This is a genomic window from Rudaea sp. (assembly GCF_047601565.1).
In the GTDB taxonomy this organism is placed as follows: domain Bacteria; phylum Pseudomonadota; class Gammaproteobacteria; order Xanthomonadales; family Rhodanobacteraceae; genus Rudaea.
Genome location: NZ_JASGIY010000001.1, coordinates 1,013,514 through 1,035,213, shown reverse-complemented (window position 1 = coordinate 1,035,213; position 21,700 = coordinate 1,013,514). Strand labels below are relative to the sequence as shown.

The following is a 21,700-nucleotide window of genomic DNA, read 5'->3' as shown; positions in this document are numbered from 1 at the left end:
CTTCGCGCCGACGAAATCTGAACGGATCGCGGGGTTTGTACAAGTATACTTTTTCGAGAAGTGGTGGAAACGACGATGTCAGCGGAAATTCAAGCGGCCCTGGATCTGATCGGCCGCGGTGCCGAGGAAATCATCAAGCGCGAGGACCTCGAAGCGCGTCTCAAGCTCGGCCGGCCGCTGCGGATCAAGGCCGGCTTCGACCCGACCGCGCCGGATCTGCACCTGGGCCACACCGTGCTGCTCAACAAGATGCGCCAGTTCCAGGATCTCGGCCACCGGGTCATCTTCCTGATCGGCGACTTCACCGGCATGATCGGCGACCCGACCGGCAAGAACGCCACGCGCAAGCCGCTGAGCCGCGAGGACATCGAAGCCAACGCGAAGACCTATGCCGACCAGGTGTTCAAGGTGCTCGACCGCGACAAGACCGAGGTGCGCTTCAACTCCGAATGGTTCGGCAAGATGGACGCGGCCGGCATGATCAAGCTGGCGGCCAGGCACACCGTCGCGCGCATGCTCGAGCGCGACGATTTCGCCAAGCGCTACAAGGGCAACCAGCCGATCGCGATCCACGAGTTCCTCTACCCGCTCGTGCAGGGCTACGACTCGGTCGCGCTCGAGGCCGACGTCGAACTCGGCGGCACCGACCAGAAGTTCAATCTGCTCGTCGGCCGCCAGTTGCAGGAAGAATCGGGCCAGCCGCCGCAGATCGTGCTGACGATGCCGTTGCTCGAGGGCCTCGACGGCGTCAACAAGATGTCGAAGTCGCTCGGCAACTACATCGGCATCAACGAAGCGGCGATCGACATCGTCAACAAGACGATGAAGATCGGCGACGAGTTGATGTGGCGCTGGTACGAGTTGTTGAGCCTGGACCGTTCCGCGGCCGAGATCGCGGCGATGAAGCGCGACGTCGCGAACGGGCAATTGCATCCGCGCGATGCCAAGCTTGCGCTGGCGCGCGAACTCGCTGCGCGCTTCCGGGGCGCGGCTGAAGCCGAACGCGCGATCGAACAGTGGAACGCGCTCGTGCGCGAGCAGCGCGTCGACGTCGACCTGCCGTTGCTGGACGTCGCGGTGCCGGCCGAGGGCATCCGCATTTCTCCGCTGTTCGTCGCGGCCAAGCTTGCGGCGAGCAATTCCGAAGTCGTGCGCAAGCTCGGCGAACGCGCGGTGCGCATCGACGGCGCCGTGGTCGAGGACCGCGAACGCACGCTCGCCGCGGGCGGCGAACACTTGCTGCAGATCGGCAAGCGCTCGTTCGCGCGCGTGCGGCTCGTCGTGCGGGGCTAGCCCGCATTTCTCACGCCGCTTCTGCTGCGGCCGCCGATCCATCCGCTCTGGCGCGCGCCGCTCCCTCGGCCGGGCTCGACGTACTGTCGAGTACGCCTTCGCCCGTCCTCGGTGCGCATCACGCGCCAGAACGGCGTCTCGGCGCCCTCGCGGCGGACCGGCGTGAGAAATGCGGGCTAGCCTGCGGGCAGGTAAAGCTGCCCGGTCGCAAGCGCCGTGCGGTACGGCTCGGGATCATCGCGGTTGCTCAGCAGGATCACGCTCGTGCGCCGGCGCGGCCAGCGCACGATGACGTTGCGGAAGCCGATCGTCTCGCCCGAGTGCCAGAGCGTCTCGCCGGTGATGCGCCAGCCGTAGCCGTATTCGACATCGGCTTCGTCGGTCCTCGTCCACGGCGTGAACGCGGCGCGGCGCGATTCGTCGCGCAGCAGGCGCGCGTCGTAGAGCGCGGCGTCCCACTTGGCGAGATCGTCGATCGAGGAATAGATGCCGCCGTCGCCGAGCACGGCGCTGGTCAGGCTCTGGTCGGTGCGCAGCCAGCGACCGCCGATTTCGCTGTAGCCGTAGGCGCGATGCGACACCGGTGGGCCGCCGTGCACGCGCGCGAGCGTGTCGCGCATGCCGAGCGGGACGAAGATGCGCTCGCGCAGGAAATCCTGGAACGGTTTGCCCGATGCACGCTCGACGATCAGCGCCAGCATGGCGTAGCCGGTGTTGCTGTAGCGGTAGCTCGTGCCGGGCGCGAAGTAGAGCTTGTCGGTCTTCTCGATCAAGCGCAGCACGTCGGCGTCGCGCAGTTGCCGGTCCGATTCGGGCACGGATTCGGCGCTGGTCGGCGGCAATGCGCTGGCCGACGGCAGCGGCGCCGGCTCGGGCGGTGACTGCGGCATCACGTCCTCGTAGTCGATCAGGCCGCCGGTATGGGTGAGCAGGTGGCGCAGCGTGATCGCATCGGCCACGCCCGGCAGCGACGGCAGCCATTTGCGCGCGCGGTCGTCGAGCGCGAGCTTGCCGTCCTCGGCGAGCAGCAGGATGGACGCGGCGGTGAATTCCTTGGTCATCGAGGCGAGGCGGTAGTTCGTCGCCGGCATCGCGGCGACGACGTTCTCGAGGTCGGCGTAGCCGTAGCTTTTGCGGATCGCAGGATGGCCGTCGCGCAGCACGAGCAGCGAGGCGCCGGGCACCTTGCCCTGGTAGCGGCGCATCAGTTCGTCGACGCGTTCGTCCGGGTCGCGCCGCGTCGCGTTCGCGCAGCCGGCGAGCGCGGCCGCGGCGAGCGCGGCAAGGAAAGTGCGGCGCGGCATCGCCGCGTGAGGATGGTGCGTGGCGGTCATGGCAAGTCCCCGGAGCAATCGCCTTCACGCGCGAAGACGAAGTTTTTGCAAGTCTAAGCCGAAATCGGGCGGCAGTCGGAAATCAGTTCTGCGCGGCTCGCCCGTCGCGGGAATCGGGAAGGTTGCCCAAGGCCTTGCCGGTCCGCCACGCAGCGCGCGGCTGCCGTCAGCGCATCGCGCGCGCCGATCCGACCTGCGCCTCGAAGTCGTAGTCGAACTGGTCGTAGTAAAGGTTGCCGCCGCGCCATTCCGCCTCGCCGCGCTGCGAATCGACGGTGTCGGAGCGGAAGTGAGTCTTGGCAGGCGTGAACTGGCGGCCCCAGTCGTCGTTGAAAGCGAGGCGGTAAGCGTCGAGGCCGCCCAGATAGAACCCGGCGAGCACGGGGTCGGGGCTGTCGAGGCGGCCCGTGGTCACGTCCACCGGCATCCAGCCGTAGGGCGCCATGTAGAGCTGGCCCCAGTCATGCAGGTTGGTGAACGCGCCGTCGGAATAGACCATGCCCGACTGCCAGCGCGTCGGAATGCCGTTGAGCCGCAGCAGCGTGATTAGCAGCAGCGTCTGCTGGCCGCAGTCGGCGTGGCCGGCGTGCAGCGCGTAGTCGCCGATGTTCGTGATCGTCGAATACTCGCGCGCGCCGGCCCACGGAACCTGATCCACCGCGGCGAACAGCCTCTGTGCGATGCGCCAGGGATTTTTCTCCTCGCCGACGATCTGGCGCGAGAACAGCCGCATCGCCTCGCTGAACACCATGTGCGGTGCACGCTCGGCAACGTAGGGTGCGAGTTCCGGAGTGATCGTCGCCGGCACGACCTTGTCCGCGTCGACGTCGAAATGACGGCCGTAGACGGTCAACTCGTACTGGATCGAAAACACGGTCGGCCGGCCCGCGACCGCGGGTTTTTCCAGATACACCGTGCGCTGCAGCGCCGACTCGGGCGCGATGGTCCGCTTGGCCGGTTCACTGCGCAGGAAGCGCAGGTTCTCCTGCTGGCCGGCGATCGCGCGGGGATACGGAATCCAGGCGCGTACCGTCTCGCCTGCCGGCACCGCGTCGGCCTTGACCGTCAGCGACTGCTTCACGCGCACGTGGCGCGGTGCGGCGCTCGTGGTGTGCGCGGCCGCGGCGGCGTCCAGCACTTCGCGATGGTACGGGTTGAGGTGTTCCATCGGTCCGTCGACCAGCGGTGTTTGCTGCCGGCGCCGCGCCAGCGCCTCGCGGCTCAGGCGGAACAAGTTGGCCGCCGCGCGGCTGAAATAGCGACGTTCGCCGTCGATGATCTGCGACTCGAACAGACCGTGCGCGTCCCAGTTCGCGAACTCGGCGTCGGTCAGATCGGGTATCTCGCTGCGCAGGCGTGTCTTGACCGCGTCGGCGTCGAGCGGGAAATCCAGCAGGATCCGGCGCATGCGCTCGCGCTGGAATTCGAGCGCGTCGCGCGTGACGGCGGGCAATCCTTCCTGCGCGAGCGACGCGGCGATCGCAGACTCGGCCGCGGCGAACTGACCCGCGTCGACGCGTGCGGCGATCAGCGCGAGGTCGGGCCCGGCCGCGAAGGCGGATGAGGCGAGGAGCAGCGCCGGCAGCACAAGCCATACGCGGCGCGGCCTGCGGGTGGTCATCATCCTGCTCGCCGCCGTGCCCATGTTCGCCCATTCCTCGCTGCCTGATCGCGGCCTTGTCTAACATGGCCGCAGGCGCGCGTCAAAAATCGTGTTTTTGCGGTCAGGCTCCCGGCGTAGACGCGGAGTGTCTGCGCCGAACGACATGATGGCGACGACGGTCCCGCGACCTCGGCGATGGGCTTGCCGCTTGAGTCGCCCGGCATCCCTGCTCGGCGTCGACGCCGTGCCCGACGTGTTCGTTACGGTCGGCAAGGTCGGTGCCGACCTTGCCACGATCTGTCTGTCGCGGGCTGCGAAACAGGCGCTATCCCGAATCGGTCGTTGCAGGGGCAAAGAAGCCGCTGTCGGGGTGTTGACGAACCGGGAATCGGATGTATGATTCGCCCCCCTTCGACGAACGCCGCCGCCGGCCCGGTCGGAGGGATGAACACCGGCGAAACTTTCCGAAATTTTTCCGCAAAAAGGTGTTGACGGTTTCAAAAATGGTTGTATAGTAGGCGGCTCCCTCGAACGAAATGTTCGCTGGGCGCGGTAGCGGAAACGCACCGCAGCATTCGATCTTTGACAGTGTGCGCAGGTGACTTGTGTGGGCGCCTTGGGGTGGACAACACGTCCATCGAATCAAGAGCGTCTTCAAGCCTGGATCGAGTCACATCGATCCGAAATTTGAGTAATCAAAGCAGCTTGGTTTCACTCTCTAAAGTAATTTGTCCGTAGGCAATACGGGCTGCAAGTTCAACTGAAGAGTTTGATCCTGGCTCAGAGTGAACGCTGGCGGCATGCCTAACACATGCAAGTCGAACGGCAGCACAGCAGTAGCAATACTGTGGGTGGCGAGTGGCGGACGGGTGAGGAATACATCGGAATTTGCCCTGTCGTGGGGGATAACGTAGGGAAACTTACGCTAATACCGCATACGACCTAACGGTGAAAGCGGGGGATCGCAAGACCTCGCGCGGTTGGAGAAGCCGATGTCAGATTAGCTAGTTGGCGGGGTAATGGCCCACCAAGGCGACGATCTGTAGCTGGTCTGAGAGGATGATCAGCCACACTGGGACTGAGACACGGCCCAGACTCCTACGGGAGGCAGCAGTGGGGAATATTGGACAATGGGGGCAACCCTGATCCAGCAATGCCGCGTGTGTGAAGAAGGCCTTCGGGTTGTAAAGCACTTTTATCAGGAGCGAAATCTGCAGGGCTAATACCCATGCAGTCTGACGGTACCTGAGGAATAAGCACCGGCTAACTTCGTGCCAGCAGCCGCGGTAATACGAAGGGTGCAAGCGTTACTCGGAATTACTGGGCGTAAAGCGTGAGTAGGTGGTTTCTTAAGTCTGCTGTGAAAGCCCCGGGCTCAACCTGGGAATTGCAGTGGATACTGGGGAGCTAGAGTGCGGTAGAGGGTAGTGGAATTCCCGGTGTAGCGGTGAAATGCGTAGAGATCGGGAGGAACACCAGTGGCGAAGGCGGCTACCTGGACCAGCACTGACACTGAGTCACGAAAGCGTGGGGAGCAAACAGGATTAGATACCCTGGTAGTCCACGCCCTAAACGATGCGAACTGGATGTTGGGTGCAACTTGGCACTCAGTATCGAAGCTAACGCGTTAAGTTCGCCGCCTGGGGAGTACGGTCGCAAGACTGAAACTCAAAGGAATTGACGGGGGCCCGCACAAGCGGTGGAGTATGTGGTTTAATTCGACGCAACGCGAAGAACCTTACCTGGCCTTGACATGTCCGGAACCTTGCAGAGATGCGAGGGTGCCTTCGGGAATCGGAACACAGGTGCTGCATGGCTGTCGTCAGCTCGTGTCGTGAGATGTTGGGTTAAGTCCCGCAACGAGCGCAACCCTTGTCCTTAGTTGCCAGCACGTAATGGTGGGAACTCTAAGGAGACCGCCGGTGACAAACCGGAGGAAGGTGGGGATGACGTCAAGTCATCATGGCCCTTACGGCCAGGGCTACACACGTACTACAATGGGAGGCACAGAGGGTTGCGAAGCCGCGAGGCGAAGCCAATCCCAGAAAACCTCTCTCAGTCCGGATCGCAGTCTGCAACTCGACTGCGTGAAGTCGGAATCGCTAGTAATCGCGAATCAGCATTGTCGCGGTGAATACGTTCCCGGGCCTTGTACACACCGCCCGTCACACCATGGGAGTTGGTTGCTCCAGAAGCAGGTAGTCTAACCGCAAGGGGGACGCTTGCCACGGAGTGGTCAATGACTGGGGTGAAGTCGTAACAAGGTAGCCGTATCGGAAGGTGCGGCTGGATCACCTCCTTTCGAGAACGACGTGCACTCCACGGCGTCCACACAAGACACCTGCATTTGAGAAAGTTAAGGGCCTAGGACTTTGGGTCCCAGCGCCCGAAATATCGGGGCTGTAGCTCAGCTGGGAGAGCACCTGCTTTGCAAGCAGGGGGTCACCGGTTCGATCCCGGTCAGCTCCACCAGTTTCCGTGTTTCATCGCGGAATGTTTTTGGGTCTGTAGCTCAGGTGGTTAGAGCGCACCCCTGATAAGGGTGAGGCCGGTGGTTCGAGTCCTCCCAGACCCACCATTTCTCAAATGCCTGCACACTAAACGAAATTTTTCTTGTCGAGCGTTGAGGCCCGACAAGGTTCTTTGACAACTTGGGACGTAACAAGCGTCTGATCTCTCACCGAGATTGGATGTGTCGTTGAGGCAATTAGGCGATTTATCAAGTGAATTGAGAGTGTGGTCCGAAGGCGACTTCGGGTTATATGATCAAGCGAATAAGCGTCTACGGTGGATGCCTTGGCGGTCAGAGGCGATGAAGGACGTGACAGCCTGCGAAAAGCATGGGGGAGCCGGCAATAGGCATTGATCCCGTGATGTCCGAATGGGGAAACCCACCTCGCAAGAGGTATCCCGATCTGAATCTATAGGATCGGGAAGCGAACCCAGGGAACTGAAATATCTCAGTACCTGGAGGAAAAGAAATCAACCGAGATTCCGCTAGTAGCGACGAGCGAACGCGGATTAGCCCAAAAGTCGTATATGTTTTAGCCGAACGGTCTGGAAAGTCCGGCCATAGCGGGTGATAGCCCCGTAAGCGAAAAGGCATATGCGATGAAAGTGAGTAAGGCGGGGCACGTGAAACCCTGTCTGAACATGGGAGGACCATCTTCCAAGGCTAAATACTCCTGACCGACCGATAGTGAACCAGTACCGTGAGGGAAAGGCGAAAAGAACCCCGGAGAGGGGAGTGAAATAGAACCTGAAACCGTAGATGTACAAGCAGTGGAAGCCCGCAAGGGCGACTGCGTACCTTTTGTATAATGGGTCAGCGACTTACTTGTCTGTGGCAAGCTTAACCGTATAGGGAAGGCGAAGGGAAACCGAGTCTGAATAGGGCGAATAGTCGCAGGCAGTAGACCCGAAACCAGGTGATCTAGCCATGCCCAGGGTGAAGGTGCGGTAACACGCACTGGAGGCCCGAACCCACTCCTGTTGCAAAAGTAGGGGATGAGGTGTGGCTAGGAGTGAAAAGCTAACCGAACCTGGAGATAGCTGGTTCTCCTCGAAAGCTATTTAGGTAGCGCCTCGTGCGAACACTCTTGGGGGTAGAGCACTGTTATGGCTAGCGGGTCATCGCGACTTAGCAAACCATGGCAAACTCCGAATACCAAGACGTGCTACACGGGAGACACACGGCGGGTGCGAACGTCCGTCGTGAAAAGGGAAACAACCCAGACCCACAGCTAAGGTCCCCAAATCATCGCTCAGTGGAAAACGATGTGGAAAGGCATAAACAGCCAGGAGGTTGGCTTAGAAGCAGCCACCCTTTAAAGAAAGCGTAATAGCTCACTGGTCGAGTCGGTCTGCGCGGAAGATTTAACGGGGCTAAGCGATGTACCGAAGCTTGGGGTGCATATATTCTTCGGAATGTGTGCGCGGTAGAGGAGCGTTCTGTACGCCTGCGAAGGTGGATCGATAGGTCTGCTGGAGGTATCAGAAGCGCGAATGCTGACATGAGTAACGATAATGGAGGTGAAAAGCCTCCACGCCGAAAGCCCAAGGTTTCCTCGCGCAACGTTCATCGGCGCAGGGTGAGTCGGTCCCTAAGGCGAGGCGGAAACGCGTAGTCGATGGGAATCTGGTTAATATTCCAGAACCGCTCGTGATTGCGATGGAGTGACGGAGAAGGTTAGGTGTACCGGGCGTTGGTTGTCCCGGGGAAAGGCGGTAGGTGTGATCTCTTGGCAAATCCGGAGGTCTCTACACCGAGCACCGAGACGAGCTCTTTTAGAGCGAAGTCACTGATACCACGCTTCCAGGAAAAACTTCTAAGCTTCAGATCACGAGGACCGTACCGTAATCCGACACAGGTAGGCAGGGTGAGAATCCCAAGGCGCTTGAGAGAACTCGGGTGAAGGAACTAGGCAACATAGCACCGTAACTTCGGGAGAAGGTGCACCCAGGATCGTGGCTACGTGCGTAGCTGAGCGATCTTGGGTCGCAGTGACCAGGCCGCTGCGACTGTTTATCAAAAACACAGCACTCTGCAAACACGAAAGTGGACGTATAGGGTGTGACGCCTGCCCGGTGCTGGAAGGTTAATTGATGGGGTCAGCCGCAAGGCGAAGCTCTTGATCGAAGCCCCAGTAAACGGCGGCCGTAACTATAACGGTCCTAAGGTTAGTTAATCGCAGCCTTAGTAAAATCGAACCAAATGCGGGAAACTCCTCAAAAACGTACTGATACTCGCCGATAATTTCGGCAGTAAAAATTCAGACGACACGGGGACAATCCGCAGGAAAGACCCGAATCAACAAATTCGGGAATCCTCAGAGACTTAACGTTCGAGTATGCTTCAATGAAACTTGACGCACAGTGGATAGTGGGATTTGTCGATGGCGAAGGTTGCTTTCATGTGGGTATCAATGCTCACACGGAAATGACCGCGGGATTCCAGGTGCTTCCGGAATTCACCGTGGTGCAACACGAGCGCGACGTGCAAGTGCTTCATGCTCTGAAAAGCTTTTTCGGATGCGGCGTGGTTCGCAGGAATCACGGTGACCGGATGGCTTATCGAGTGCGCAGCCAAGAGCATCTTTTGCAAATCATCATTCCATTTTTCGCCAAGCACTCGCTCAAAACGCGAAAGAACGTGGAATTTCATAAATTCCGCGATATTCTCAAGCTGATGGAAGCGGGGATTCATCTCAAACGGCAAGGAGTCGAAGAAATTCGAGCGATTGCCGCGGCGATGAATCGAGGAGCTACAAGATAAAGTCCGACTGATCCGGAAACGGATGCAGAAACAAATCGAGCGAAATTCCTTGTCGGGTAAGTTCCGACCTGCACGAATGGCGTAACGACAGCGGCGCTGTCTCCACCCGAGACTCAGTGAAATTGAAATCGCTGTGAAGATGCAGCGTTCCCGTGGCAAGACGGAAAGACCCCGTGAACCTTTACTATAGCTTTACACTGAACGTTGAGTTCTTCTGTGTAGGATAGGTGGGAGGCTACGAAGTGCAGGCGCTAGCTTGCATGGAGCCAACCTTGAAATACCACCCTGAAGTGCTTGACGTTCTAACCTGGGCCCGTAATCCGGGTCGGGGACCGTGTATGGTGGGTAGTTTGACTGGGGCGGTCTCCTCCCAAAGAGTAACGGAGGAGCACGAAGGTACGCTCAGCACGGTCGGACATCGTGCAATGTGTGTAAAGGCATAAGCGTGCTTGACTGCGAGATCGACGGATCAAGCAGGTACGAAAGTAGGTCTTAGTGATCCGGTGGTTCTGTATGGAAGGGCCATCGCTCAACGGATAAAAGGTACTCCGGGGATAACAGGCTGATACTGCCCAAGAGTTCATATCGACGGCAGTGTTTGGCACCTCGATGTCGGCTCATCACATCCTGGGGCTGTAGCCGGTCCCAAGGGTATGGCTGTTCGCCATTTAAAGTGGTACGCGAGCTGGGTTCAGAACGTCGTGAGACAGTTCGGTCCCTATCTGCCATGGGCGTTGGATGTTTGAGAGGGGCTGCTCCTAGTACGAGAGGACCGGAGTGGACGTATCTCTGGTGTTCCGGTTGTCACGCCAGTGGCACTGCCGGGTAGCTATATACGGAAGCGATAACCGCTGAAAGCATCTAAGCGGGAAGCGCGCCTCAAGATGAGACATCCCGGAGCTTAAGCTCCCTGAAGGAACCATCAAGACTAGGTGGTTGATAGGTCGGGTGTGTATCGCAGTAATGCCGAGCTAACCGATACTAATGATCCGTGTGGCTTGATCATATAACTCAAAGTCGCTTTGGCTTTGAATGAACTCACTGAGAACTCGCCAAGCAATTGACTCAATGCACGTCGCTCGATGAGAGCTCGACGCAAGTTACGTCCCAAGTCCCAATGTCGGGTTTGCGCCGATCCCTCGATGGATCCGGCTGCAAAACCCCAATGGTTCCCTGGCGGATACAGCAGTGTGGTCCCACCCGTTCCCATCCCGAACACGGAAGTGAAACGCACCCGCGCCGATGGTAGTGTGGCTTAAGCCATGTGAGAGTAGGTCACTGCCAGGGGCTTCATCCAAAACCCTCGAGTCGAAAGGCTCGAGGGTTTTTTCTCCGGGCATCCTGCCCTTCGCCGCTACGCGGCCGGCTGCGCCGTTCGCGCCGCCCCTGCGGCGCAGTGCCCGTGATTTACGGCTCGATGAGCGGCTTCGAACCCGTCGTCGTGGTCTGCAGAGGAGCTGTCGAGCTGTCAAGGAAATCCAGCATCGCCGCAGCCACCGGCCGGGCGTCTTCCAGATGCAGATGATGGTTGCCGGGCAGGCGCACGAGGCTCAGCTTCGGTATCTGCGCGGCGCGCGCGAGCATCAGGCTTTCGGGAATCTGCATTGCCATCGGTTCGGCGAGCACGAACAGCGTCGGCGCCTGCACACCGGCGAGGATCGCAAGTACCTGGTCTTCGGAGAAACGCTGCGGCGAAGCCGGCATCAGGCGTGGATCGGACGACCACGACCAGCCGCCCTCGACTTCGCGGGTACCGCGCAGCACGAGCGCACGTGCTGCGGCATCCGACAAATCGCCAGCCTTGCGCCGTGCCGCAACGGCGATCTCGACGTTGGCGAACACACGCAACGCCTTGCTCGCATTCTCGCGCGATTGCACGATGCCCTTCTGCAGTTGCCCCAGCGATTTCTCGACCGGCGCGCTGACCGCGCCGGCGACTTCGATCAGGAACAGTTTTTCCACGCGTTCGGGAAACGCCGCGGCGACGAAGCTTGCGATGCCGCCGCCCAGCGAATGGCCGAGCAAACTGAATTTCTTCCAGCCCAGCGCATCCGCAGCGGCGAGCACGTCGTCGAGGTAGTCGACGAAGTGGTAGCGCACGCCGGCTGGCCGATGCTGCGAGCGACCGTGACCTGGCAGGTCGATTGCGACGACATGGAAGTGTGCGGCGAGCAACGGCGCGAGCGCGTCGAAGCTGGCCGCGTTGTCGAGCCAGCCGTGGATGGCGAGCAGCAGCGGCAGGGCTGCGTCGCCCCATTCCTTCGCCGCCAAGCGGAGATGCGGCGTGGCTATCGTCAACTCACGCGGCGGCATGAGGCCCGTCCGCCCAGCCTTGCAGATGCCGCCGGATCAGCGCGACAAGCATGTCGACATGGGCCGTTTCCGCGTTGAGCGCGGGAATGTATTCCAGCGACTCTCCACCTGCATCGAGGAAGCGCACACGGTCGCGGATCGCGATTTCCTCGAGCGTCTCCAGGCAATCCACCGAAAATCCCGGACAAAACACCTGGATGTTGCGAATGCCCTCTGCGGGCCAGCGGTCGAGCAGCTCTTCGGTATATGGCTTGACCCAGACCTCGCGCCCGACGCGCGATTGAAATCCCAGCGCACATTCCTCCCCGGTCAGGCCGAGTTTCGCGCGCAGCAGCGCGGCCGTAGCGCGGCACTGGTCGAGATACGGATCGCCGGCGTCGATGCATCGCCGCGGCAGGCCGTGGAACGACAGCAGCAGCTTTTGCGCGCGCCTGTTACGGCGCCAGTATGTCTGCAAGCTCGTGGCGAGCGCGTCGATGTAACGGCCGTCGTCGTGATAGTCGCTGACGAAGCGCAACTCGGGCGGCCAGCGCAACGCCTGCAGCGCGCGCGTGGCTGCGTCGAAGGCCGAGCCGGTCGACGCGGCGGAATACTGCGGATACAGCGGCAGCACGAGCAGCCGGCGCACGCCTGCGGCATGCAGACGCGTGATCGCATCGCGCAGCGACGGATTGCCGTAGCGCATCGCCAATTCCACGCACACACCTTCGCCCGCAAACACGGCATGGAGCTTCCCGGCTAAGGTGCGGCTGTGGACGAGCAGCGGGGAACCTTGTGCGGTCCAGATGCTCGAGTAGGCGTGCGCCGAGCGCGCCGGCCGGATACGCAGGATCGCGCCGTGCAGGATCGGCCACCACAGCCAGCGCGGCGTTTCGATCACGCGCGGATCGGAAAGGAATTCGGCAAGATAGCGGCGCACGGCGGCGGTCGTCGGCGCGTCCGGCGTGCCGAGGTTGACGAGGAGCACCGCGGTTTTCGCCGAAGGCGCCTGCGGCGCGATAATGTCGGTCATGGCCCGATTATACGGGTGCCGACCGTGTCGCCGATTGTCGCGGAGTTCATCCCCGTTGGGTTACTTTTTCGTATCGTCGTGAGAGAGGTTCTTTCGTGAAGCGCCGTTTTCTGACTCTGCTGTTGATTCTGGGTTGCGCCCCTGCCGTGTTCGCCGGAGAGGCGGAAAACCTGCGCGCCGCCAATGCCGTGCGCGTGCTGCGCGAATTGCTGCAGGCGCCCGACAAGGGTCTGCCCAGCGACATGATCGCCAACGCCTACGCGGTCGCTGTGATTCCCGACGTGCTCAAGGCCGGCCTCGTCATCGGCGGCCGCCACGGTTTGGGGCTGCTTTCGGTGAAGACCGAGAACGGCACCTGGAGCAATCCGAGCTTCATCTCGATGTCGGGCGGCAGCATCGGCTTCCAGGCCGGCGTGTCTTCGACCGACGTGATCCTCGTATTCCGCACCCAGCGTGGCGTCGATTCGATCGTGCACGGCAAGTTCACGCTCGGCGCGGACGCCTCCGCCGCGGCCGGCCCGGTTGGGCGCAGCGCGCAAGCATCGACCGACGCGCAGATGAAGGCGGAAATTTTCTCCTACTCGCGTGCACGCGGCCTGTTCGCCGGCGCGGCGCTCGACGGTTCGGTGATCTCGATTGACAACGACGCGAATGCGGCCGTCTACGGCGCGGGCGTCACGCCGCGGCGTATCTTCGCCGGCGGCGTCGGCAACGTGCCCAACGCGATCGTCGATTTCCGCGATCGGCTGGAAGAATACGGCCGCTGAGGTTTCCACGGCGTCGATGCGATATCATTTCAAGTTCGGATCGCAAGGGTTTCCGGAGGATTTATGGGCAGTTTCAGCATCTGGCATTGGCTTATTCTTCTCGTCATCGTCGCGCTCGTGTTCGGCACGAAGCGCCTGCGCAATATTGGCGAGGACGTAGGCCAGGCAATCAAGGGTTTCAAGAAGGGCATGGCCGAGCCGGACGATCAGGCGCAGTTGAAGGCCGATCCGCCCGCGCAGGGCGAGAGTGCCCAGGCCAGGTCGGACAAGGTCGATTCGCATTGATGCAAACGCGGTAGCGCCGCCATGTTCGATTTCAGCTTCGGCGAGATGGGTCTGATCGCGGTCGTTGCCCTGCTCGTGCTCGGCCCCGAGCGCCTGCCGCGCGTGGCGCGTACGGCAGGTGCGCTCGTGCGCCGCGCGCGCAACAGTTGGCAGAACGTGCGCGACGAGATCGAACGCGAACTGCAAGCCGAGGACCTGAAGCGCAGTTTCGAGGAAGCCCGGCGCACGGCCGCCGACCTGCGCGACGACATCCACGGCACTGCCGCCGATCTGCGCGCTTCGGCAGAGAAGACCGCGGAGCAAATCGGGAAAACAACCGACGCGGCGGCGGGTGCCGATTCCCGGAATTCCCCGTTGGCGCAGGAAGCGGTCGGTCATGAGCCACGCTGATCCCGGTGCGGAAAAACCGGGCGACGACGGCGAGCAGAGCTTCATTTCGCATCTGATCGAGTTGCGCGAACGCCTGCTCAAGGCGGTCACCGCGGTGATGATCGTGCTGCTGTGTCTGTTGCCGTTCGCGAACAGGCTTTACGGCTGGCTGGCGCTGCCGCTGGTCTCGCACCTGCCGCAAGGCGGCACGATGATCGCGATCGAGGTGATCGCGCCGTTCCTGATTCCGGTCAAGTTCGCCTTCTTCGTCGCGCTTGTGCTGGCGATGCCGGTGGTGCTCTACCAGCTCTGGGCTTTCGTCGCGCCGGGTCTGTACAAACACGAAAAGCGTCTGGCGGTACCGATCCTGGCTTCCGCAGTGGTGCTGTTCTACATCGGTTGCGCCTTCGCCTATTTTCTCGTGCTGCCGGCCGTCGCCAAGTTCACTGCCGCCTTTGCGCCGGCCGGCGTTACCGTGTCGCCCGACATCGGCAAGTATCTCGACTTTGCCCTGCTGCTGTTCCTCGCCTTCGGCCTGTGCTTCGAGATTCCGGTGGTGCTGCTGATCCTCGTCGTGGTCGGCGTGGTCACGCCGGCGCAGCTCGTCGAGAGCCGCCGCTACGCGATCGTCGCCTCGTTCGTGGCCGCCGCATTCCTAACTCCGCCCGACGCCCTGTCGATGCTGATGCTGGCGATTCCGATGTGCCTGCTCTACGAACTGGGCATCGTCGGCGCGCGCGTGTTGATCCGCCCCGCGGCGGACGACCGCTCGAACGTCCCCGGCGCCTGAGCGCGCGGCGCCTGCGGGAATTTGCACCAAAGTGAAAATGTGCACCGTGTTGCGTCCGCACGTTGCATTTCACTCGCCCTTGTATACAATGTTTTCGCAAACCACCTGATCCGGTTTCCCTCTTTCGGAGTACCTCCATGGCGAAAAACGAAGAAGAAGCCCGCGACGCCTCGTTGCGCGTTTCCAAGAAAGTGCGCGATGCGCTCAAGGCCGCGGCGGCGAACGCCGGCCGGCCGCTGTACGATGTGACCAACGAGGCGATCAACAATTTCCTCGCCAAGGCCTCGACGGCGCGCAAGACCAAGAAGTAAGCGTCACCCGAATTGCACGACCGCAGCGGCAACCGCTGCGGCAGGGGAAGAAGAAAGCGGCCGCCCGGCCGCTTTTTCGTTTTTGCGCACGGGCAGGATGCCGCAATGTATACATTGCGCCGCCGCGCCGTTCATTCGACCGGCGGCAACACGCCGATCACCTCGGGTATCGTGGTCACGCCGCGCGCGACCTGTGCCGCCGCGGAGACGCGCAGCGGCCGCATGCCCTCGGCGAGCGCGGTTTCGGTGAGCCGACCCAGGTCGATTTCGGTCTGGATCAAACGCCGGATCGGCGCGGAGATGCGCATCATCTCGTAGATGCCGGTGCGGCCGAGATAGCCGGTGTTGCGGCATTCCAGGCAGCCGGTCGGGCCGTAGACCTTCGCCGGCGGCGGCAGGCTCCAGCGGTGCACGAGCGCATCCCAGGCGCGCAAGTCGAGTTTGGTCTCGGCCTTGCAGTGCGGGCAGAGCGTGCGCACGAGGCGCTGCGCGACCACGCCGGTCAGGGTCGACTGGATCAGATAGTGCGGCGCGCCGAGGTCGAGCAGGCGCGGCAGCGCGCTCGTAGCGTCGTTGGTGTGCAGCGTCGACAGCACGAGATGGCCGGTCAGCGACGCCTGGATCGCCATCTGCGCCGTTTCGAGGTCGCGGATCTCGCCGACCATGATGATGTCCGGGTCCTGGCGCATCAGCGTGCGCACGCCCATGGCGAAGTCCAGGTCGATCGAAGCCTGCACCTGCATCTGGTTGAATTCGGGCGAGACCATTTCGATCGGGTCCTCGACCGTGCAGACGTTGATGTCCGGCGTGGCCAGATGCTTCAGCGTCGAATACAGCGTCGTCGTCTTGCCCGAGCCGGTCGGTCCGGTGACGAGGACAATGCCGTGCGGCCGTTCGACCAGGCCGCGCCAGATGAGCTCCTCGTCCATCGAGAAGCCGAGCTGGCGGAATTCCTTGACCACGATGTCCGGGTCGAAGATGCGCATGACGACCTTCTCGCCGAACGCGGTCGGCATCGTCGACAGGCGCAACTCGACCTCGCGGCCGCCACTCGAACGCGTCTTGATGCGGCCGTCCTGCGGGCGGCGCTTCTCGGCGAGGTCCATGCGGCCGAGGATCTTCACGCGCGCGGTCACCGCCGTCATCACCGGCGTCGGCAGCTCGAACACCTTGTGCATCACGCCGTCGATGCGGAAGCGGATCGGACTGGTGTCGCGGCGCGGTTCGAGATGGATGTCGGAGGCGCGCTGCTCGAACGCATACTGCAACAGCCAGTCGACGATGTGCACGACGTGGCGGTCGTCGGCGCCGACGTCGCCGGATTTGCCCAGTTCCAGCAACTGTTCGAAGTTGAGGATCGCGCTGGCGTCGTTCTTCGCGTCGCGCGCCTTCTGGATCGAGCGTTGTACGCCGTAGAATTCGACCAGGTAGCGCTGCAAGTCGACCGGATTGACGACGACGCGGCGCACTTCGCGGCGCAGGACATGGCCGATGTCGGCCAGCCAGCGCGTGTCGAACGGCTCGCAGGTGGCCATCGTCACGTGCTGCGAGGAAACCTCGACCGGCAGGATGCGGAAGCGCTGCGCGTAGGCGTGCGAAACCACCTGCGTCACCGCGGCGACGTCGACCTTCATCGGATCGATCTTGAGATAGGGCAGGGCGGCCTTGTCGGCCAGCCATTGCGTCAGCACTTCGAGGCTCAACGGCTTCTTGTCGCGCGCATTGGCGAGTTTGAGATTGGCGATCACCGCGAGCGGATGCAGTTCGAGCTTGCTGCGCGCGGTGCGCGCGTCGGCGCGCACCTTGAGCGCGTCGTCTTCGGCGAGAATGCCGTCGCGCAGCAGCGCGCCGAGCACGGCTTCGAGATCGAGCTTGCGGTGCAACGACAGCTCCGGGTCGGCCTTCGGCGCCGGCGCGTCGGCTGGCGTATTACGTTGCGGAGCGATGGCCATGTTCACCCTGATTGCGGCGGCGTAGTCGTGCTTCAGCCGATATACTAGCGCGCTTTCCGCCCGCCACCGCGCTCCAGGACCTGATTCGCATGCCCGGCCCCACCTTTCAGGACATCATCCAGACCTTGAACCGCTACTGGGCCGATCAAGGCTGCGTGCTGCTCCAGCCGCTCGACACCGAGGTCGGCGCGGGCACGTTCCATCCGGCTACCTTCCTGCGTGCGCTCGGCCCCGAGCCGTGGGCGGCGGCCTACGTGCAGCCCTCGCGCCGGCCGACCGACGGGCGCTACGGCGACAACCCGAACCGTTTGCAGCATTACTACCAGTATCAGGTCGTGATGAAGCCGAACCCGGACGATATCCTCGATCGGTACATCGGCTCGTTGAAGGAACTCGGCGTCGACCCGCTCGTGCACGACCTGCGCTTCGTCGAGGACAACTGGGAATCGCCGACGCTCGGCGCGTGGGGTCTCGGCTGGGAAGTCTGGCTCAACGGCATGGAAGTCACCCAGTTCACCTATTTCCAGCAGGCCGGCGGTCTCGAATGCAAACCGGTGACCGGCGAGATCACTTACGGCCTCGAACGCTTGGCGATGTATCTGCAGAACGTCGATAACGTCTACGATTTGGTCTGGACGCAGGCGCCGCACGGCATCGTCACCTACGGCGACGTGTTCCATCAGAACGAGGTCGAGCAATCGACGTACAACTTCGAGCACGCGAACGTCGAAAAACTGTTCGCGTGGTTCGACACCTGCGAGGCCGAGGCGAAAAAACTCGTCGAGGCCGGCCTGCCGCTGCCGGCCTACGAACAGGTGATGAAAGCCAGCCACACGTTCAACCTTCTCGACGCACGCCGCGCGATCAGCGTGACCGAACGCCAGCGCTATATCCTGCGTGTGCGCACCTTGGCGCGCGCGGTTGCCGAGGCGTATTACTCGCAGCGCGAGAAGCTTGGCTTTCCCGGAATCAAGAAACCATTGCGCGCAGCCTGAAAATCCCTAACCGCGTCATTCCCGCGAACGCGGGAATCCAGTTTCTTCTTTTCATGCTTTTCGTACAAAAGCGAGATCAAGAGGGATTCCCGCGTTCGCGGAAATGACGGCAAAAAAAGAATCGCGTCGAGCTTTCATCATGACTCAATCCAAATCCCTGCTCATCGAACTGGGCACCGAGGAATTGCCGCCGAAAGCGCTCGACGAACTCGCGAGCGCCTTCGCGAACGGCATCGCCGAAGGCTTGAAAAAGCGCGGCGTCGAAACCGACGCGGCGAACGCGAAAACGTATTGCTCGCCGCGCCGTCTTGCCGTGCTCGTTCCGGGCGTCGCCGCGGAACAGCCACTGCAGAAGTCCGAAGTATTGGGGCCGTACCTCAGCATCGGCCTCGACGCGAGCGGCGCGCCGACGCCGGCGTTGCAGGGCTTCGCCGCGAAGAACCATGTCGCCGTCGAGCAATTGCAGCGCCTCGCCGACGCGAAAGGCGAGCGCTTCGTCGCGCGCAGCGAGAAGCCTGGCCGGCCGACGACGGCACTGATTCCCGAAATCGTCGCCGAAGCGCTCAAGGCGCTGCCGATTCCCAAGCCGATGCGCTGGGGCGATCACGACTACGCGTTCGTGCGCCCGGCGCACTGGCTCGTGATGCTCTACGGCGGCGACATCGTCGACGGCGAAATTCTCGGATTGAAGTCGGGGCGCCAGTCGCGCGGCCATCGCTTCCTTCATCCGCGGCCCGTGCACGTAGCCGACGCCGAATCCTGGCTCGATTCGCTGCACGCCGCGAAGGTACTGGCCGATCCGGCCGCGCGGCGTGCGCGCGTGCGCGAGGAAGTCGCGCGCGTGACGAAAGAAACCGGCGGCGTACCGCGCCTGTCCGAGGCGCTTTGCGACGAGATCGCCAACCTGACCGAATGGCCGGTCGCGATCGCCTGCGCGTTCGAGCGCGAGTTCCTCGCCGTGCCGCAGGAAGCGCTCGTGACGACGATGGAGACGAACCAGAAGTTCGTGCCCGTGTTCGACGCGAACGGCAAGCTGACCGAGCATTTCATCGGCGTCGCCAACATCGAATCGAAGGACCCCGCCGAAATCCGCAAGGGCTACGAGCGCGTGATCCGTCCGCGCTTCGCCGATGCGAAGTTCTTCTGGGACGAGGATTTGAAAACGCCGCTGGCCGCGTATCAGGACGGTTTGAAGAACGTCACCTACCAGCAGGCACTCGGCAGCGTCTGGGACAAGAGCGTGCGTGTTGCCGAACTCGCGCGCGTGATCGCCAATCGCCTCGGCGTCGATGCGGGCCTCGCCACGCGCGCGGCGGCGTTGTCGAAGTGCGATCTGCTCACGCGCATGGTCGGCGAGTTCCCCGAACTGCAAGGCGTGATGGGCCGCTACTACGCAACCACGAACGGCGAGAGCGCCGAAGTCGCGCAGGCGCTCGACGAGTTCTATGCACCGCGTTTCGCCGGCGACGGCATCGCGAAGGGCAAGGTCGCGCAGGTGCTCGCCGTCGCCGAGCGCCTCGATACGCTTGGCGGCATCTTCGTCGTCGGCCTCAAGCCGAGCGGCAACAAGGATCCGTTCGCGCTGCGCCGCGCCGCGCTTGGGCTCGCGCGCACGCTGATCGAAGGCGGCCTCGCGCTCGATTTGAAAGCGCTGATCATCGAAGCGCTGCAATTGCTGCCCGAGACGGCGCTCGCCGCGGGCCTGCCGAAGGGCAAGGACGGCAAGCCGCCTGCGCTCGACGCGGGCGCGCGCCGTGGAACGCTCGCTGCCGAACTCTACGATTTCGTGCTCGACCGCCTGCGCAGCTATTACGCCGATCAGGGCATCGCCGCCGAAGCGTTCGAGGCCGTGCGCGCGCTCACGCCGGCCGACCTGACCGACTTCGATCGTCGCCTGCGCGCCGTGGTCGAATTCGCCAAACTGCCGCAGGCGCAGGCACTTGCCGCGGCGAACAAGCGCATCGGCAACATCCTGCGCCAGGCCGGCGGCGACATCCGCGGCAGAGTCGATCCGGCGCTGCTCGACGCCGGCGCCGAAGCCGACCTGCATCGCGCGGTCGAAGAAACGGCAGCCGCGATCGCTCCGCTCGCCGCGCAACGTCGTTACGTCGAAACGCTGCAACGGCTTGCCGGCCTGCGCGAGCCGGTCGACAAGTTCTTCGATGCGGTGATGGTGATGGCCGACGACGTCGCCAAGCGCGCGAATCGCCTTGCACTGCTCCATCGGTTGCGCAGCATGTTCCTCGACGTCGCCGATATCTCGCTATTGCCCGGAGCGTGAGCCGCAATCGCAGTTTTCGCAGCCCGGGCCTTTGCGGCGCAATGCGCTGCTGGCAGACAAGGGGGCCGAACAAGGGTCAATGTCGCAAAAAGACCCCAAATTCCCATCGTAGGGCGGGTCTCGACCCGCCGTCGCATTCCAGTCGAATTTCTCCTACGCGTAATGGCGAGAATTCCCGCAGCGCAAACGCATTCGCTGTTGCATCGTGCAGGCATGTCGAACTATCGCCGCGCATGGGTGCCGGGTGGCGCCTGTTTTTTCACGGTCAACCTGTTGCGCCGGGATTCGCGGTTGCTGGTCGAACGCATCGACGCACTGCGCGCCGCATTCCGTCGCACGCAGGCGCAGCGTGCGTTCGAGATCGCCGCCATCGTGGTTCTGCCCGACCATCTGCATTGCCTGTGGCGATTGCCCGAGGGCGATGCGGACAACGCCACGCGCTGGCGAAACATCAAAGCCGAGTTCTCGCGTGCGGTTCCGCCCGCCGAGCACCGCAGCGCGCGACGGCTGGCGAAGAACGAGCGCGGAATCTGGCAGCGACGATACTGGGAGCATCTGATCCGTGATGAACGCGACTGGTCCGCGCATGTGGACTACATCCACATCAACCCCGTCAAGCACGGCCACGCCGAACGGGTGGCGGACTGGCCGTATTCGTCGTTTCACCGCTACGTGCTTCGCGGCGACTTGCCCGCCGATTGGGCGGGCGCAGCGGCGAGCGAGGGCGGTTTCGGCGAGCGCGGCGCAATCGATGCCGGGACGAGGCGGCCAAGGTAGGCGGGTCAACCAAGGCAGGCGGGTCAAGACCCGCCCTACCGGCATGCGGCTGCCCTTGACCGCCTTGCGCGTTACAACCGGCATGGTAGGGCGGGTCTTGACCCGCCTTACGCGTTTGATCCGCCTTACGCGTTCAATACTCGTAGACAATACTCTGTGTAGCTCCGAACGGCGACGAGCCAATTTCGACGGCACGCATCAAGGAGTCACCCGAGAATAGAAACGCGTACTGCTTCTCACCGGTGTATCCGCCATAACTATTTTTGGCGTTGATACGGCATGGAAGAATCCATCCAGAATAGTCTTTGCCTCCCCATGCGCGACCACTTCCAATCGTTCCCTG

The 21,700-nt window shown here is 62.4% G+C and carries 14 protein-coding genes, 2 tRNA genes and 3 rRNA genes; 14 read left to right on the top strand and 5 right to left on the bottom strand.

All coding sequences use genetic code 11. The annotated features are described in order from the left end of the window. Positions 1-75 precede the first annotated feature (75 nt). On the top strand, positions 76-1,293 hold the full coding sequence (tyrS, locus tag QM741_RS04420; protein ID WP_415206523.1) for a tyrosine--tRNA ligase: 1,218 nt from the start codon (positions 76-78) through the stop codon (positions 1,291-1,293). Positions 1,294-1,469: 176 nt separating this feature from the next. On the opposite strand, the gene QM741_RS04415 is transcribed toward tyrS, so the two are convergent. Together QM741_RS04415 and QM741_RS04410 are read right to left on the bottom strand one after the other, a co-directional pair. After that, positions 1,470-2,627, bottom strand: a complete 1,158-nt coding sequence (locus QM741_RS04415) for a serine hydrolase domain-containing protein (protein WP_415206522.1) — start codon at positions 2,625-2,627, stop codon at positions 1,470-1,472. A 166-nt stretch (positions 2,628-2,793) separates the two neighbouring features. After that, on the bottom strand, positions 2,794-4,251 hold the full coding sequence (locus QM741_RS04410) for a transglutaminase-like domain-containing protein (RefSeq protein WP_415209075.1): 1,458 nt from the start codon (positions 4,249-4,251) through the stop codon (positions 2,794-2,796). A gap of 736 nt (positions 4,252-4,987) precedes the next feature. Between QM741_RS04410 and QM741_RS04405 the strand changes: the two genes are divergently transcribed. The 5 genes from QM741_RS04405 (at position 4,988) to rrf (ending at position 10,792) form a co-directional block, all read left to right on the top strand. After that, positions 4,988-6,532, top strand: a 16S ribosomal RNA gene (locus QM741_RS04405). 94 nt (positions 6,533-6,626) lie between these two features. After that, positions 6,627-6,702 (top strand) — tRNA-Ala (locus QM741_RS04400). A gap of 29 nt (positions 6,703-6,731) precedes the next feature. Further along, a tRNA-Ile gene (locus QM741_RS04395) sits at positions 6,732-6,808 on the top strand. A 186-nt stretch (positions 6,809-6,994) separates the two neighbouring features. Next, positions 6,995-10,511: ribosomal RNA gene (locus QM741_RS04390) — 23S ribosomal RNA — on the top strand. Between the two features lie 166 nt (positions 10,512-10,677). Beyond that, positions 10,678-10,792: ribosomal RNA gene (gene rrf / locus QM741_RS04385) — 5S ribosomal RNA — on the top strand. Together the 16S, 23S and 5S rRNA genes with 2 tRNA genes alongside form the textbook arrangement of a ribosomal RNA operon. A gap of 120 nt (positions 10,793-10,912) precedes the next feature. On the opposite strand, the gene QM741_RS04380 is transcribed toward rrf, so the two are convergent. Continuing rightward, positions 10,913-11,818: an alpha/beta fold hydrolase gene (locus tag QM741_RS04380; RefSeq protein ID WP_415206521.1), complete on the bottom strand. Its 906-nt coding sequence runs from the start codon at positions 11,816-11,818 to the stop codon at positions 10,913-10,915. Further along, positions 11,805-12,830 carry a ferrochelatase gene (hemH, locus tag QM741_RS04375; RefSeq protein WP_415206520.1) on the bottom strand — a complete coding sequence of 342 codons (1,026 nt, stop codon included), beginning with the start codon at positions 12,828-12,830 and terminating at the stop codon, positions 11,805-11,807. Before hemH ends, QM741_RS04380 begins: the two co-directional genes overlap by 14 nt. A gap of 95 nt (positions 12,831-12,925) precedes the next feature. Between hemH and QM741_RS04370 the strand changes: the two genes are divergently transcribed. The 5 genes from QM741_RS04370 to QM741_RS04350 all read left to right on the top strand — a co-directional run bounded on the left by QM741_RS04370 (position 12,926) and on the right by QM741_RS04350 (position 15,352). After that, positions 12,926-13,597 (top strand): lipid-binding SYLF domain-containing protein, encoded by a 672-nt coding sequence (locus tag QM741_RS04370; protein WP_415206519.1) that lies wholly within the window; start codon positions 12,926-12,928, stop codon positions 13,595-13,597. A gap of 63 nt (positions 13,598-13,660) precedes the next feature. After that, a complete protein-coding gene (gene tatA, locus QM741_RS04365; RefSeq protein WP_415206518.1) occupies positions 13,661-13,882 on the top strand; it encodes a Sec-independent protein translocase subunit TatA in 222 nt (73 codons plus the stop codon). A gap of 21 nt (positions 13,883-13,903) precedes the next feature. Further along, on the top strand, positions 13,904-14,272 hold the full coding sequence (gene tatB, locus QM741_RS04360) for a Sec-independent protein translocase protein TatB (RefSeq protein ID WP_415206517.1): 369 nt from the start codon (positions 13,904-13,906) through the stop codon (positions 14,270-14,272). After that, positions 14,259-15,041 (top strand): twin-arginine translocase subunit TatC, encoded by a 783-nt coding sequence (gene tatC / locus QM741_RS04355; RefSeq protein ID WP_415206516.1) that lies wholly within the window; start codon positions 14,259-14,261, stop codon positions 15,039-15,041. Before tatB ends, tatC begins: the two co-directional genes overlap by 14 nt. A 137-nt stretch (positions 15,042-15,178) precedes the next feature. After that, positions 15,179-15,352, top strand: a complete 174-nt coding sequence (locus QM741_RS04350) for a hypothetical protein (protein ID WP_415206515.1) — start codon at positions 15,179-15,181, stop codon at positions 15,350-15,352. A gap of 131 nt (positions 15,353-15,483) precedes the next feature. Here the strand turns inward: QM741_RS04350 and QM741_RS04345 are convergent, their stop codons facing one another. Then, a complete protein-coding gene (locus QM741_RS04345) occupies positions 15,484-17,304 on the bottom strand; it encodes a GspE/PulE family protein (protein WP_415206514.1) in 1,821 nt (606 codons plus the stop codon). A gap of 89 nt (positions 17,305-17,393) precedes the next feature. Here QM741_RS04345 and glyQ point away from each other — a divergent pair, with 89 nt between their 5' ends. The 3 genes from glyQ to QM741_RS04330 all read left to right on the top strand — a co-directional run bounded on the left by glyQ (position 17,394) and on the right by QM741_RS04330 (position 21,357). After that, positions 17,394-18,299 carry a glycine--tRNA ligase subunit alpha gene (gene glyQ / locus QM741_RS04340; RefSeq protein WP_415206513.1) on the top strand — a complete coding sequence of 302 codons (906 nt, stop codon included), beginning with the start codon at positions 17,394-17,396 and terminating at the stop codon, positions 18,297-18,299. Between the two features lie 139 nt (positions 18,300-18,438). Continuing rightward, on the top strand, positions 18,439-20,580 hold the full coding sequence (glyS, locus tag QM741_RS04335) for a glycine--tRNA ligase subunit beta (RefSeq protein WP_415206512.1): 2,142 nt from the start codon (positions 18,439-18,441) through the stop codon (positions 20,578-20,580). Between the two features lie 213 nt (positions 20,581-20,793). Continuing rightward, positions 20,794-21,357 carry an REP-associated tyrosine transposase gene (locus QM741_RS04330; protein ID WP_415206511.1) on the top strand — a complete coding sequence of 188 codons (564 nt, stop codon included), beginning with the start codon at positions 20,794-20,796 and terminating at the stop codon, positions 21,355-21,357. The last annotated feature ends 343 nt before the right edge of the window (positions 21,358-21,700 follow it).

What these genes read in the sequence shown, in the direction of transcription:
- tatB (WP_415206517.1), top strand. Translation starts at nt 13,904, where the DNA reads ATGTTCGATTTCAGCTTCGGCGAGATGGGTCTGATCGCGGTCGTTGCC.
- tyrS (WP_415206523.1), top strand. Translation starts at nt 76, where the DNA reads ATGTCAGCGGAAATTCAAGCGGCCCTGGATCTGATCGGCCGCGGTGCC.
- hemH (WP_415206520.1), bottom strand. Translation starts at nt 12,830, where the DNA reads ATGACCGACATTATCGCGCCGCAGGCGCCTTCGGCGAAAACCGCGGTG.
- QM741_RS04380 (WP_415206521.1), bottom strand. Translation starts at nt 11,818, where the DNA reads ATGCCGCCGCGTGAGTTGACGATAGCCACGCCGCATCTCCGCTTGGCG.
- glyS (WP_415206512.1), top strand. Translation starts at nt 18,439, where the DNA reads ATGACTCAATCCAAATCCCTGCTCATCGAACTGGGCACCGAGGAATTG.
- QM741_RS04410 (WP_415209075.1), bottom strand. Translation starts at nt 4,251, where the DNA reads ATGATGACCACCCGCAGGCCGCGCCGCGTATGGCTTGTGCTGCCGGCG.
- QM741_RS04330 (WP_415206511.1), top strand. Translation starts at nt 20,794, where the DNA reads ATGTCGAACTATCGCCGCGCATGGGTGCCGGGTGGCGCCTGTTTTTTC.
- QM741_RS04350 (WP_415206515.1), top strand. Translation starts at nt 15,179, where the DNA reads ATGGCGAAAAACGAAGAAGAAGCCCGCGACGCCTCGTTGCGCGTTTCC.
- glyQ (WP_415206513.1), top strand. Translation starts at nt 17,394, where the DNA reads ATGCCCGGCCCCACCTTTCAGGACATCATCCAGACCTTGAACCGCTAC.
- QM741_RS04345 (WP_415206514.1), bottom strand. Translation starts at nt 17,304, where the DNA reads ATGGCCATCGCTCCGCAACGTAATACGCCAGCCGACGCGCCGGCGCCG.
- tatA (WP_415206518.1), top strand. Translation starts at nt 13,661, where the DNA reads ATGGGCAGTTTCAGCATCTGGCATTGGCTTATTCTTCTCGTCATCGTC.
- QM741_RS04415 (WP_415206522.1), bottom strand. Translation starts at nt 2,627, where the DNA reads ATGACCGCCACGCACCATCCTCACGCGGCGATGCCGCGCCGCACTTTC.
- tatC (WP_415206516.1), top strand. Translation starts at nt 14,259, where the DNA reads ATGAGCCACGCTGATCCCGGTGCGGAAAAACCGGGCGACGACGGCGAG.